We start from the raw sequence: 13324 nt of genomic DNA on the forward strand, positions 1-13324 counted from the left end.
GGGCTTCAGGGGAATCTGCGTCGCTGACGGGGGGCTTTTTTTGAGCTACACTGTTCAAGTTGCTGAGAAAGGAGCCCGACATGGGATTTTTCAATAGGATCAGCGAAGGGCTGAGCCGTTCGCGCGACAAGTTCAAGGAGCAGATGAACGTTCTGCTCGACCGCGGCCCGGATTTGGACGAAGAGTTTTGGGACGGCCTGGAGGAAACGCTCATCCTGGCCGACATCGGCGGCGCTGCCGCGTCCGAGATCGTGGAGAACCTGCGCGACCAGGCCACCCGCAAGGCGCTGCCCGACGCGTACGCCGTGCTCGACCTGCTGAACGACCAGATTGCCAGCACGTTTGCGGAAGGCGGCCAGGACGTGTTCGGCGGCGGCGAAGCCATCGTCTTGTTCGTGGGCATCAACGGCACTGGCAAGACCACCACGGTGGGCAAGATCGCCAAAGCGGCCACCGACGAGGGGCGCAAGGTTCTTCTAGGCAGCGCCGACACGTTTCGCGCGGCGGCTATCGAGCAGCTGGAGGTGTGGGCGCGCCGCGCGGACGTGCCCGTGTGCACGCGCGAGCGCGGCAGCGATCCTGCCAGCGTGTGCTACGACACCATCGAGCGCGCCGAGCAGGAGGGTGCCGACCTGGTGCTGGTCGATACCGCCGGGCGCCTGCATACGTCGGCCGACCTCATGCGCGAGCTCGAGAAAGTGGTGAACGTGGTGCGCAAGCGCGCGAACATGCCCGTGTACACGGTGCTCGTGACCGATGCGACCACCGGGCAGAACGGCCTGCAGCAGGCGCGCGAGTTCGATCGCGCGCTCGATCTGGACGGCGTGATCGTCACGAAGCTGGACGGCACGGCCAAGGGCGGCATCGCGCTCGCGGTGTCTCACGAGCTGAACCTTCCCGTGCTCAAGATCGGCGTAGGGGAGGGGCTTGACGACCTCAAGGAGTTCGATGCCCACGATTTCGCGCGCGCCCTCGTCGGCGAGTTCGACGAACGAAGCTAGCAGAGCGGCCGGGCGGGAGGGTTCGCAAGTTTGGGCGTGAATCGGCACCTGCGACGAAAGAATCAGGTGCCGAGCGTGCGCTTGCGGTCGCTTCGTTGGTAAAGCCTTGGTCGCGTTTTCGGATGCGGCCAAGATACGGCCTTCCGCGCGCTCGGAATTGCTGCAGTTCCCCCATGCGCGCCCTAATTCTTCCAGGCTCTATACTGACCCATCCTCGATATTGCGAGGATACTGCCTGGTCCAGTACGCTATGAGGTCCCGATCTCCCGATGGGTCGTGCGCTTCGTGCTCGAAGGGCAGGTTCCTGCGGTCCATGTCCCCGTGCTTGAACTGCTCGACGTAGCAGAGCCGGTCCGGGTGGCGTTTACTATGGAGTAGCTTGCTTGTCGTGCGATTCTTCCCTTAATGTTGCGTTCGAGCGCATGTTGAGACTCGTCCGCTAACGGAGAATACCTGTGACCAGGCAATATGCATACCCCTATCGAAGATCATCCCCCAAAGCGTCCTCCGAACGCAACATTAAGGGAAGAATCGCACGCGCGGTGGCCGCTTGCGATCTTGTCGCCAGTTCCAAGGGGCGGCTTTCGGGTATTGCGCTGCTGCTAGAAATCGATGAGGCTTTTGACGTCGGTGCCGAGACCATCGGCGATTCTGCACAGTAGATCGATTCCGACGTTCACTCGGCCAGATTCGATTTGCCACAGATGCGTTTGGTTGGTGTCGACCATGAGCGCGAATCGACGTTGGGAAAGATGCTGCTCCTCGCGCAACTTCCGTATAGTTCTGCCCAATATGATTCTGCGAGTATCCGTATTCATGAGTTCAGGGTATGTGGCTCGTTGCTCTTGGTGGCTTGTGAAAGCAAGTCACCAAGAGCAACGAGTGCTAAACCTGCTGAATAATGCTGAATGATCGTGATTTTTTGGGAGAGAGCGTGCGGGGGCGCGCTATGGCTAAGTGATCGGATGAAAGAAGGCGATTCTTGTGCTTCTGTTGGAATATGCGAAGCTAATATGACTTGCTATTGCAAGTCATATTAGCTTCGATGATGAAAGGTGAGAATGATGAAAATAATGGGTATGGGGTTTCCGGAATTTCTCGCAATGCTACCGCTGTTCACCTTAGTGCTTGCGGCTTATGCCATATACGCATTTGTTCGAAGCAGAAAAGCGGCTTCACTGCCTCTTTCCGATGGAAGCGTGCAGGATTCCGATAAAGAGAAATACATGAGGAGAGCGATTGTAGCTGCTCTTTTTGTAGGCGGTTTTGTTGTACTGATGAATATGCATTTTTGCGACAACTGTGGCAATTGGTTTTTCGGCAAGGTCTACTCGAGTTACTACTCTCGCACACTTTGTCTTGATTGTGCGCGGTCTATGGTCCCCGGGATTCTTTCCTAGAGAGCGCTTCTCGAAAGCATCTCGAATGAGGTGCGACTTTACCAAAGGGGCATGACCATGATAAGGGGATTTTCGTAATTAACTCGTGCGAACCCCCGACAGTTCTACGCCAGGTGCGCTGGAAAAGCGATGGGAGCAAATCGACGGATCGAACTGCCTGGTGAAGGGTTCGTCGGGGGTGGATCAGAGAGAGCCTTTCAACGAGCTCTGTCGGCGAGCCCTTCGCTTTCGAGCGAATTCGTCGAACGGGCCGCTCATCATGTCCAGCGCAATATTGACGTCGTCGACGACGTTGCCGCCGAGAGATGCGGGTACTTCTAATACGCGGTCGGATTGCTTGTGTGTTTGTGGTCGGAGCGGGAATGCTGTCGTATAATTCGAACCACTACGCTTAATCGACGCATACGACGAGGAGCCTACCGACCATGCTCGAAAACCTCTCCGAACGCCTTCAAGGCATATTTTCCGGTCTGCGCGGCAAGGGCCGCCTGACCGAGGACGACATCAACGGCGCCATGCGCGAGATCCGCATGGCGCTTCTGGAAGCGGACGTCAACTTCAAGGTGGTCAAGGCTTTCGTTGCGAACACGAAGGAACGCTGCCTGACCGCAGAGGTGCTTGACTCGCTCACGCCTGCTCAAAACGTCATCAAGATCGTTTTGGACGAGCTGACCGGACTTCTGGGGCGCACGGACTCCAAGTTGGTGCTGTCGAGCCGCATACCCAACGTGATCATGCTGGTGGGCTTGCAGGGCTCCGGCAAGACCACCGCGGCCGCGAAGCTGGCGTACCGCTTGAAGCAAGAGAACCACTCTCCGTTGCTGGTTGCCTGCGACGTGTACCGTCCCGCTGCGGCCGATCAGCTGGAAACGCTCGGCGGCGAGATCGGCGTGCGCGTGTACCGCGGCGACGGGCAGGATCCCGTGAAGATCGCGACTGAGGGCGTGCAGGACGCCATCGACAACCTGCGCGACGTGGTCATCGTCGACACGGCGGGCCGCTTGCACGTCGATGACGAGATGATGGACGAGGCCGAGGCCATCAAGCGCGCGGTCAAGCCCGATCAAATCCTCATGGTGGTGGACGCCATGACCGGCCAGGACGTGGTGAACGTGGCCAGCGCGTTCGCTGAGCGGGTTGATTTCGACGGCGTGATCATGTCGAAGATGGACGGTGACGCCCGCGGCGGCGGCGCGCTGTCGATCAAGCAGGTCACCGGCAAGCCCATCAAGTTCATCAGCTCGGGCGAGAAGCCCGATTCGCTTGACGAGTTCCATCCTGACCGCATGGCGAAGCGCATCCTGGGCATGGGCGACGTGGTCAGCCTCATTGAAAGCGCCGTGGCGGTGCAGCAGGAGGAGATCGAGGCCGAGTCCGCCGAGCGCATGATGAAGGCGCAGCTCAACCTGAACGACTTCATCGAAATGAACCGCCAGGTACGCAAGATGGGCGGCGTCTCGAAGCTGATCAGCGCATTGCCGGGCGGTGACAAGGCCATGGCCTCCGGCCAGGTGGACGAGGGCGCCTTCGACCACATGGAGATCATCATCAACTCCATGACGAAAGCGGAGCGCGAAAAGCCCGACCTCCTGAACGGGAGCCGTCGCGCGCGCATCGCGGCGGGTGCGGGCGTCACCGTCTCGGACGTGAATCAGCTTATGAAGAAGTTCAACGAGACGAAGAAGATGATGAAGAAAATGATGCCCGCCATGGAGGAGATGCAAGGCGGTCGAAAGGGAAAGAAGGGCAAGAAGGGCCGTCGACGTCGAGGGATACCCGGCATGGGCGGCATGAGCATGTCCGATATCAAAAAGCTCCAGGACATGATGGGGCAGTAGCATGATTCCGCCGGCGACTGCCGGCGGATCTTCGTTTGCCGACGGTTGCCGGTTGCTTTCGGGCGGGTGCCGGCCTCTGCTATACTTGCCTGCGCGGCGCGTTCGCTCCGCGCAGGTTGACGGCGATAAACGACAGGAGGCGCGCCATGGCGCTCGAGATACGCCCGTATCGTGAAGAGGATCTTCCGGGCATGATCAAGGTGTGGAACGAAGTGGTCGAAGGCGGGGAAGCGTTTCCGCAGATCGAGCCGCTTACGATCGATACGGCGCGCGAGTTTTTCGCCGCGCAGGCTCTGACGACGGTGGCTGCCATCGACTCGAAGCTGTTCGGCTTGTACATCCTTTATCCGAACAACGTGGGTCGATGCGCGCACATTGCCAACGCCAGCTATGCGGTAGCGTCAAGCGCGCGCGGCGTCGGGCTCGGCCGTGCGCTTGTAGCGGATTCGCTCGAGCAGGCGGCAAAGAAGGGCTTTCAAGGCCTGCAGTTCAACGCGGTGGTGGCAAGCAACGAGGGGGCCATTCACCTGTACGAGGATATGGGCTTCACGCGCGTCGGCACCATTCCCGGGGGCTTCGTCAACTTCATGGGCGCCTACGAGGACGTGCATATCTTCTACAAGAGCACCGCACGCGAAAACCGCGGCTGCTGAGGCTAGTTCGCAGCCTGGTCTAGGCTGTTCCCAGCGTCTTGCGCCGTCGGTTTGCCGGATGGCGCAAGACGCTCTTTCGCAGTTACTCGGCAATGACGATTTCCGGATGCTCGCGGTCGATCACGGTGCGCGTCGTTACGGTTGCGCCTAGGTGTCGCTCCATGAGGGCGGCGAACTCGTCAAGCGCGGTTTCCAGCGTTTCGCGCCGTTCGGGTTCCAAGCACTCCACGACGAGGATCGCATTGCTCGAATCGTCCGAAAGCGCCGTGCGCTGCCCGTCGCGCCAGTTGAAGCAGCGGCATACGGCTCCGATGTTGTCGCGGTAGCACAGCTCGCCCGGCAGCGTGGGGTCGTCGCCGTCCTCTCCGATAGGCGTGAACGCGTCGCCTCCTTCGGTGATGCCCAGGCGGAAGTCGCCGACGAGCGAGTCGATGTCCTCGCCGCCGACGGGCAGGGCGTACTTGAGGGAAACGGCGTTGTAGATGTCGACCGAGGGCGTGATGGACCCTACAGGATTGCCCTTCAGCACGCGCTTGAGCAGGTTCTCGATCGAGCAGCGCGCGCCCTTCTTCGTTTTGAACTGCCGGTACGCTTCGCGCCATACCTTGACGGGCTCGTTTTCGGAAATCACGTTGCTGGTCAGGTAGGCGTTCGCCTGCTCGTTCGCGTCGCGCAGCAGCCTCGAGATTTCGGCGGCATCGTCGGCGGGCACGTCGCTTGCGCTTTTCATGCCGCGAACGACGATGATGCCGATGGCGGACTTGGGAAACAGGTTCCAAAACGAGTCTTCGGCGATGAATCTCTTCATGTTCTTCTCCTTCGTGTCGTCGCTGCTATCCTTCGTGCGTCGTAAGGTTGAGGCCGATGATTCCCACGGCAATCAACGCGATGCAGATGATCTTAGGCGCGCTTGCCGGCTCCTTGAGCACTACCATGCCCAGGACGGCCGCCCCGACCATGCCGATTCCCGTCCATACCGCGTACCCGATGCTGAGCGGCAGCGTTTTGAGCGCGTGCGACAAAAGCCCGAAGCTGATGATCATGCCGCCAACGGTAAGCAGGCTAGGGACAAGCTTCGTGAACCCTTCCGAAAGCTTGAGCTCGTATGCCCAGAACGTTTCGAACAGTCCGGCAATGATCAAGATAGCCCAGTTCATAATTCCTCCCAATAAAAAAGCATGCCGCCTCTTTCATCTTCTCAGGCCTACTGATGAAAGTGCGCATGCTCGCGTCTTGATCTACCCGGCGGCAGATATCCTATTTGATTGGTTTGGCAGAATACTACACTGCGTTGGGCGAGTCAAGTGCGCTCATTCCGCCATTGCGACGGTTGCCGCGCACATGTCGGACGCGCTCAAACGTGGGCTTTTCGAGGACGATTGCACCTCGCTTTGCGCGTTTGGCCTGAAACGCTTAAAATTCGGCTTGGTAATCCGCTTGTCAAACCGGTAGTTTCGCCGTATCATAAGCAATTGCTGTTTTCCCTACACCGTAATGACGGTGTTGAGGCATGAATCGTATGTAAGAAGCAAAAGGAGTTCATCTTCATGGCAGTTAAAATTCGCCTGGCCCGTCACGGCGCCAAGAAGCGTCCGTACTACCGCATCGTCGTTGCCGATTCGCGCTGCCCGCGCGACGGTAAGTTCATCGAGGAAGTGGGTCGTTACAATCCCTGCTCCGAGCCTGCCATGGTGTCTTTTGACATGGACAAGGTTGACCAGTGGATCAAGAACGGCGCACAGCCGACCGACACGGTCGCTTCGCTGATCAGGCGCGCCCGCGAGAACGCGTAAATCCTATGGCCGAGCAGACGGAAGACATCGTCGGTCTGGTTGAATCCGTTGTACGTCCGCTTATCGAGTTCGAAGACGATCTCGAGATCACGGCGAGCAACGCGGAGGACGGAACGATCCTCGTCGAGGTGCGCGTGCATGAAGAGGACGCTGGCAAGGTGATCGGCCGCCAGGGTCGTGTCATCAAGGCTATCCGCACCCTTGCCCGTGCTGCTGCTTCTCGTACGAACACGCATGTCGAAGTGGAACTTCTCGATTAAATGCGTGCATGGGTTAACGTAGCCGAACTGGCTCGAACAAAAACCTTATCGGGAGGGCTCGTCGCGCGCAGCGTGCCGGGTCTTCCCTTTTTGCTGTCCGAAGGCCTGGAGGTGGCGTTCGTTCCGCCTCGGCATGACGGGCCGCGTCGCGGTATCGTGGAAAGCGTGAAGCACGAGGGGAAAGACGCGTACCTGGTCACATTCGAAGGCGTGCACAGCATCGACACGGCAGAGCTGCTGGCTGGGTGTCATTGCCTGGTTCGACGGGCTGATCTGCCTGAAAATGCGCTGGTCGCGGTTGACGACGACCTTGCGGGCTACGAGGTGCACGATGCTTGCATCGGGTACGTGGGCGTTGTGGAGGACGTGCTCGAGAATCCCGGCCAAACGCTTCTTTCGGTTGCCCGAGCGGACGGGAGCGGATCGGCGCTCATCCCGTTGGTAGATGCCTTCGTTGTGGGTTTCGACGACGATGCCCGCCGCATCGACGTGGCCTTGCCCGACGGCTTGCTCGATCTGTAGCGTCCTTGCGCGGCGCTTTCCGTTTGCCTGAAAGGACCCTTCCGTGATCATCGAGACGCTCTCGACGTTTCCGTCCATGTACGATTCCGTTATGGGGTCTTCCATGATGCGCATCGCGCAGGAGAAGGGCCTACTGGAATTCAAGGCGCACGACCTGCGGGATTGGACGCACGACAGGCATCGCACTACCGACGACGACCCGTACGGCGGCGGCGACGGGCTGGTCATGAAATGCGAGCCCATCTTCGAGGCGCACGATGACATCGTAGCCAAGCATCCTGCGCGCCCCTGCACGATTTTTTTGAGCCCGCATGGGGCTCCTTTCGACGACGCGCTGGCGTGCGAGTTGGCGCAGGAAGACCGTCTGGTGTTCGTGTGCGGCCATTACGAAGGCATCGACGAGCGCGCCTACACGCTGGCTGATCGCGTGATATCGCTGGGCGATTACGTGCTCACGAGCGGCGAGCTGGCGTCCATGGTGGTCATCGACGCCGTGGTGCGCAAGGTTCCGGGCGTGCTGGGAGCCGAGACGGGCGCTCTCGGCGAGAGCTTCGCCGACGGCCTTTTGGAATATCCCCAGTACACGCGTCCGGCTTCGTTTCGCGGTATGGAGGTCCCGCCGGTTCTTTTGTCGGGAAACCACGCAGCCGTGGCTCGCTGGCGTCGCGAATGCAGCCTGGAGCGCACCTATCGCTTGCGCCCCGACTTGCTCGATGCCGTGGACTTGTCTTCCGAAGATCGGAAGTTTCTCGACGCCCTGTAAGGCGGCGAAGGCGGGCAGTCGCCTTGCTGCTCCGCGGCCTGGCTGGCCTTTGCCGCGTCGCGACCGGCCGATTCTCGCTCAGCGCACGAAAAATCACGTTCCGTGGCAGCTTTTGACGGTTTGAGGTCGTTTGGCCGGCCCGCTGGTTTCCTTCGAACGTTCGGTTTTGTCTTCGCAATGCTCTGACCTGGTGGAATGCAAAGCGGCTTGATTGCTGGCGAAAACAAGGGGTCCATCGACGACCTCTAACCGTCAAAACCTGCCAGCGAAGGCGGTTTTTCGTGCGCGCGCCGCGTTCGCCCGGCAGCTCGGGGGCTTCGCCTTGCTGCGGCTTTTGCTCTTTCGCCCTCTTTCGCCCGGTGATCGGGATTTTTCTGCAAACTTTGTCGAACGGGTCGGGCGGGTCGCTCGGACGCGCTATCATAGGCACTCGTGATCTCATTCGGGCGCCGCGCGCCCGCATCGAAAGGATAAGCAGGCTTCATGAATTCCGGTCAGCACGCCGATCGTCAGCGTCCGAGCATACTCAGGTCGTTTTTCAGCCTGGTCATCATGGTGGCCTTCGTTTTCGGGCTGTCGTGGTTGCTAAGGACCTACGTGTTCCAGCCGTACGAGATTCCTTCCGGCTCCATGGAAGAGACCATCATGACGGGGGACATGGTGTTCTCCGAAAAGGTGAGCTACTATTTCCGCGAGCCTGCGCCGGGTGACATCGTGACGTTCCAAGACCCCGAGATCCCCGGGCGCGTCCTGATCAAGCGCTGCATCGCCGTGGGCGGGCAGACGGTCACCATCGACGACAGCGGCCTGGTCTACGTGGACGGCAGGGCGCTTTCCGAACCTTACACCAACGGCTTGCCGTCGTATCCGCTGGCAAGCGATGTCACCTATCCCTACACGGTTCCGCAGGGCTTCATCTGGGTGATGGGCGACAATAGGACCAACTCGCAGGACTCGCGTTTCTTCGGCGCCGTGCCGGTCAGCTCGGTTACGGGTCGGGGGGCGCTGGTGTACTGGCCTTTGAGCAATTTCGGCCTGCTGGAATAGCGGGCGTTCGAACACACTGAGGGATTCCGTACGAGGACAAGGAGAGCCATGTCAACCGAAACTGCAAACGCTTTGGCGCAGCAGCAGGGGGCTGCCGATCAGCTGCCGCCGACGTTCCAGGACGTCATCATGAACCTGCAGCGCTACTGGGCAAACGCGGGCTGCGTTATCCTGCAGCCTTACGACAACGAGGTGGGCGCCGGCACGAACGCGCCCGCTACCACGCTTCGCTCGTTGGGACCCGACACGTGGCGCACGGCTTACGTGCAGGGCAGCCGCCGTCCTACCGATGGCCGCTACGGCGAGAATCCCAACCGCACCCAGCACTACTTCCAGTTCCAGGTGCTCATGAAGCCCTCGCCCGACAACATCCAGGACCTGTACCTAGGCAGCCTGCGCGCCATCGGCATCGACGTGGACGCGCACGACGTCCGCTTCGTGGAAGACGACTGGGAAAGCCCGACGCTGGGCGCCTGGGGCCTTGGCTGGGAGGTGTGGATCGACGGCATGGAGGTGACCCAGTTCACCTACTTCCAGCAGGTCGGCGGCTTCGAGTGCAGCCCGGTTCCGGTGGAGATCGCCTACGGCCTGGAGCGCTTGACCATGTTCGTGCAGGGCGTGGACAGCATGTTCGACATCGTGTGGAGCCGGGGAGCCGACGGGGTGACGTTCACGTACGGCGACGTGTACCTGGAAAACGAGCGCCAGTACTCCAAGTTCAACTTCGAAGTGGCCGACACCGACTTCCTGTTCCAGGAGTTCAACGAGCGCGAAGCCGAGTGCAAGCGCACGCTCGAGGCCGACTTGCCGCTGCCCGCTTACGACAGCGTGCTCAAGTGCTGCCATACCTTCAACCTGCTCGACGCGCGCGGCGTGATCTCCGCAACCGAGCGCATGGCCTACATCCTGCGCGTTCGCACGCTGGCGAAGGCCGTGTGCGCAAGCTACATGGAGCACGTGGTGGGCATCAAGCCCGCCGAAGACGTCGAGGCAGGAAAGGAGGAGGCACGATGAGCACCCTGCATACGCTCGCATTCGAGATCGGCACCGAGGAGATTCCGGCGTTCGATCTGCACAAGGCAACGCTTCAGCTTGAGAAGCTGGTCCCGGCCGCGCTCGACGAAGTGCGCATACCGCATGGCGACGTGGCCATCTACACCACGCCTCGCCGCCTGATCGCGATGGTGTCCGACGTGGCCGATACAACCGAGGCCCTTGACGAGGTGTTCCGCGGTCCGTCCGCTAAGATCGCGTTCGACGCCGAAGGCAACCCGACGAAGGCCGCCGCCGGTTTCGCGCGCGGCAAGGGCGTCGACGTCGAAGCGCTCGAGCGCCGCGAGGAGAACGGCGTGGAGTACGTGTTCGCTGCGAGAAGCGTTCCCGCGCGCGACGTGGCCGAGCTGCTGCCCGGCGTGCTGGAGGGCGTGATCGAGGGCATCTCGTGGCCGAAGTCCTGCCGCTGGGGCACCACGAGCGAGTACTTCTCGCGCCCGGTGCGCTGGCTTGTGGCCATGCTGGACGAGCGCGTGATCCCCGTTTCCTTCGCGGGCTTGACGGCCGGCAACCTGACGCGCGGCCATCGCTTCCTGGCGCCCGGCCCGCACGAGGTGGCCACGGCCGCCGACCTGCTGAACGTTGTCGAGGCTGCGCATGTGGTGACGAGCGAACAGGCTCGCGAGCAGGTCATTCGCGTCGGCGTGGCGCAGGCCGAGGCGCAGACGGGCGCTCGCGCCGAGCTGCCTGAGAAGACCCTGCTGGAGGTCACGAACCTCTGCGAGCAGCCGACCGTGCTGGTGGGAACCTTCGACGAGGAGTTCCTGCGCGTGCCCGAGGAGATCATCGTCGACGCCATGCTCATGCATCAGCGCTACTTCCCGCTGTACGATGCGAACGACAAGCTGACCAACAACTTCATCGTGGTGAGCAACGGCGACCCGGCGCATGCTTCCACCATCATCGACGGCAACGAGCGCGTGGTGCGCGCCCGCCTGTCCGACGCCAAGTTCTTCTACGAAGAAGACCTCAAGCGCCCGCTTGAGGCATACGTCGATCGTCTGGACGAAGTGGTGTTCCAGGAAACGCTCGGCACCATGAAGGCGAAGACCGACCGCATCGTGGCGCTGGCGAAGCACCTGGCTTGCGACTCGCGGCTTTCCGAAGCCGACGCCGCCGACGCCGAGCGCGCCGCGTATCTGGCCAAGGCCGACCTGGTGACGAACGCCGTGGTGGAGTTCACCAGCGTCCAGGGCGTGATGGGGTCGTACTACGCCGAGGCCGCGAACGAAAGCGACCAGGTGGCACGCGCCATCGCCGACCACTATCGTCCGCGTTTCTCCGGCGATGAGCCGCCCGCGTCCAACGTGGGCAAGATCGTGGCGACCGCCGACAAGCTGGACACCATCTGCGGCCTGTTCGCGGTAGGCCAGGGTCCGACCGGCTCGTCCGATCCGTTCGCCCTGCGCCGCAGCGCCATCGGCATCGTTGCCATGCTCGAGGCGGGGCTGCCCGTTTCCCTGGCGGCGGCCGTCGATGCGGCGCTGTCCACCTACCAGGCGGCCGGCGTGGCGTTCGATCGGGACGCGGTTCGCGCCGAGGTGTCGGACTTCTTCGTCACGCGCACGAAGGTCATGCTGCGCGACGGCGGCTGCTCGCCCGACGCCGTTGACGCCGTGCTGGCCACGGGTGTGGAGGAGCCGGCGCAGATTATCGCCCGCACCCGCGCGCTCGAAGCGGCCCGCACCAACGCGCCCGACGCGTTCGACAACCTGGCCGTCGCGTACGCTCGCGCCAACAACCTGCGCGACGCGAAGCTGGGCGCCGACGTGGACGAGGCCCTGGCGGCCGACGCGGAGCGCGCGCTCCTGTCCGCAACCGACGAGGCCGCCGCGCGCGTGTCCGAGGCGCTCGCCGCCGACGACTACGCCGCCGCGCTCGCCGCGCTTTCGGCTCTGCGCGCGCCGATCGACGCCTTCTTCGAGGACGTCATGATCATGGACGAGGACCAGGCGGTGCGCGAGAACCGCCTGCGCTTGCTGAACCGCTTCGTGGCCGTGTTTGCCCACGTGGCGGACTTCGGCAAGATGGCGAAGTCGGCCAAGTAGCGCCATGGGCGATTTCATCGTTCATGAGAACGCGACGCCGCTGCCCACCATCCATGTGGTAAGCGACTCGGTGGGCTTGACGGCTCAGGCGGTGGCCCGTGCGGCCGCCGCCCAGTTCGGCGTCACGAATCCCATCATCGAGGTGCTGCCGAAGGCGCGCACGTTCGAGGAGATCGAGGCGTTCATCGACGAGCACAGCGCTTTCCACCGGCAGCGCACGGGCGACGGCCGTATCCTGGTCTTCTACACGCTGGTGGACGCCGGCTTGTCGCGCAGGCTGGCGGAGTACGCCGCCTCGCGCGACGACGTAGTGGCCGTCGACCTTATGACGAGCGCCGTGGGGGCTATCGCGCGCATGACGGGGCTCGCCCCGTCCACGACGCCGGGCAGCGTGCACGTGGCCGACCAGTACTACTTCAGGCGGATCGAGGCCATCGAGTTCACCATCGCTCACGACGACGGCCGAAACCCGCAGGAGATCGCGCAGGCGGACATCGTGCTTTTGGGCGTGTCCCGCTCGTCGAAAACGCCGACGTCCATCTACCTTTCGCAGCAGGGCTACAAGGTGGCGAACATTCCGCTCGATCCCTCGACGGAGCCGCCGAAGGAGATCTTCGATGTGGAGCGCACCCGGCTGTTCGGGCTTATGACCACGGCGGAAGTGCTGGTGAGCATCCGCCAGAGAAGGCTCGGCCGTGCCGGCGGGGTGGCTTCGCGCTACGCCGATCCCGAGTTTGTCTACCAGGATCTGGAGAAGGCGCGCGCCCTGATGCGCAAACTCGGCTGCATTGTCATTCACACCGAAAATCGAGCCGTTGAGGAAACCGCTCAAGAGATTTTGCGCTACTATGAGCGCGTTCATCCGCCATCGGCTGATATGATGGGCTAGACCTGTGACTCAAGGTTCGAAACGGTAACGAAAAGCACTTCGGGTTAAGGAGAAAAA

General features: G+C 61.8%; 16 protein-coding genes. 13 read left to right on the forward strand and 3 right to left on the reverse strand.

Features of this window, described 5'->3' with window-relative positions:
* Positions 1-80 precede the first annotated feature (80 nt).
* Complete coding sequence (gene ftsY / locus ACTQZK_RS00870; RefSeq protein ID WP_114565821.1) at positions 81-1001, forward strand: signal recognition particle-docking protein FtsY; 921 nt, start codon at positions 81-83, stop codon at positions 999-1001.
* Between the two features lie 455 nt (positions 1002-1456).
* Positions 1457-1663, forward strand: coding sequence for a hypothetical protein (locus ACTQZK_RS00875; RefSeq protein ID WP_441898223.1), 207 nt, complete (start codon positions 1457-1459; stop codon positions 1661-1663).
* Here ACTQZK_RS00875 and ACTQZK_RS00880 read toward each other — a convergent pair.
* Positions 1604-1819: a helix-turn-helix domain-containing protein gene (locus tag ACTQZK_RS00880; RefSeq protein ID WP_441897992.1), complete on the reverse strand. Its 216-nt coding sequence runs from the start codon at positions 1817-1819 to the stop codon at positions 1604-1606. The two genes, ACTQZK_RS00875 and ACTQZK_RS00880, sit on opposite strands and share 60 nt — an antisense overlap.
* 246 nt (positions 1820-2065) lie before the next feature.
* On the opposite strand from ACTQZK_RS00880, the gene ACTQZK_RS00885 reads away from it, so the two are divergent.
* From ACTQZK_RS00885 to ACTQZK_RS00895, 3 genes are all read left to right on the forward strand, one after another.
* Entirely contained in the window at positions 2066-2401 is a 336-nt protein-coding gene (locus tag ACTQZK_RS00885; protein ID WP_441897993.1) for a hypothetical protein, read from the forward strand.
* A 425-nt stretch (positions 2402-2826) separates the two neighbouring features.
* A complete protein-coding gene (ffh, locus tag ACTQZK_RS00890) occupies positions 2827-4239 on the forward strand; it encodes a signal recognition particle protein (RefSeq protein WP_114565820.1) in 1413 nt (470 codons plus the stop codon).
* 146 nt (positions 4240-4385) lie between these two features.
* Positions 4386-4892, forward strand: a complete 507-nt coding sequence (locus ACTQZK_RS00895) for a GNAT family N-acetyltransferase (RefSeq protein ID WP_216528599.1) — start codon at positions 4386-4388, stop codon at positions 4890-4892.
* Positions 4893-4974: 82 nt separating this feature from the next.
* Here ACTQZK_RS00895 and ACTQZK_RS00900 read toward each other — a convergent pair whose 3' ends face one another.
* Together ACTQZK_RS00900 and ACTQZK_RS00905 are read right to left on the reverse strand one after the other, a co-directional pair.
* Positions 4975-5700 carry a B3/B4 domain-containing protein gene (locus tag ACTQZK_RS00900; protein WP_216528598.1) on the reverse strand — a complete coding sequence of 242 codons (726 nt, stop codon included), beginning with the start codon at positions 5698-5700 and terminating at the stop codon, positions 4975-4977.
* A gap of 25 nt (positions 5701-5725) precedes the next feature.
* Positions 5726-6049: a DMT family transporter gene (locus tag ACTQZK_RS00905; RefSeq protein ID WP_441897996.1), complete on the reverse strand. Its 324-nt coding sequence runs from the start codon at positions 6047-6049 to the stop codon at positions 5726-5728.
* 390 nt (positions 6050-6439) lie between these two features.
* Between ACTQZK_RS00905 and rpsP the strand changes: the two genes are divergently transcribed.
* The 8 genes from rpsP (at position 6440) to ACTQZK_RS00945 (ending at position 13267) form a co-directional block, all read left to right on the forward strand.
* Entirely contained in the window at positions 6440-6685 is a 246-nt protein-coding gene (rpsP, locus tag ACTQZK_RS00910) for a 30S ribosomal protein S16 (protein WP_114565816.1), read from the forward strand.
* 5 nt (positions 6686-6690) lie between these two features.
* Positions 6691-6945, forward strand: a complete 255-nt coding sequence (locus tag ACTQZK_RS00915) for a KH domain-containing protein (RefSeq protein WP_114565815.1) — start codon at positions 6691-6693, stop codon at positions 6943-6945.
* Complete coding sequence (locus tag ACTQZK_RS00920; protein ID WP_441897998.1) at positions 6946-7467, forward strand: ribosome maturation factor RimM; 522 nt, start codon at positions 6946-6948, stop codon at positions 7465-7467.
* 43 nt (positions 7468-7510) lie between these two features.
* On the forward strand, positions 7511-8230 hold the full coding sequence (trmD, locus tag ACTQZK_RS00925) for a tRNA (guanosine(37)-N1)-methyltransferase TrmD (protein ID WP_441898000.1): 720 nt from the start codon (positions 7511-7513) through the stop codon (positions 8228-8230).
* 483 nt (positions 8231-8713) lie between these two features.
* Positions 8714-9277 carry a signal peptidase I gene (lepB, locus tag ACTQZK_RS00930; protein WP_216528595.1) on the forward strand — a complete coding sequence of 188 codons (564 nt, stop codon included), beginning with the start codon at positions 8714-8716 and terminating at the stop codon, positions 9275-9277.
* 48 nt (positions 9278-9325) lie between these two features.
* Entirely contained in the window at positions 9326-10291 is a 966-nt protein-coding gene (locus tag ACTQZK_RS00935) for a glycine--tRNA ligase subunit alpha (RefSeq protein ID WP_216528594.1), read from the forward strand.
* Positions 10288-12378 (forward strand): glycine--tRNA ligase subunit beta, encoded by a 2091-nt coding sequence (gene glyS, locus ACTQZK_RS00940; protein WP_441898003.1) that lies wholly within the window; start codon positions 10288-10290, stop codon positions 12376-12378. Before ACTQZK_RS00935 ends, glyS begins: the two co-directional genes overlap by 4 nt.
* A 4-nt stretch (positions 12379-12382) precedes the next feature.
* On the forward strand, positions 12383-13267 hold the full coding sequence (locus ACTQZK_RS00945) for a pyruvate, water dikinase regulatory protein (RefSeq protein WP_114565809.1): 885 nt from the start codon (positions 12383-12385) through the stop codon (positions 13265-13267).
* Positions 13268-13324 lie beyond the last annotated feature (57 nt).

It is taken from the genome of Paraeggerthella sp. LCP19S3_G8 (assembly GCF_052119225.1).
Taxonomy (GTDB): Bacteria; Actinomycetota; Coriobacteriia; order Coriobacteriales; family Eggerthellaceae; genus Paraeggerthella; species Paraeggerthella hominis.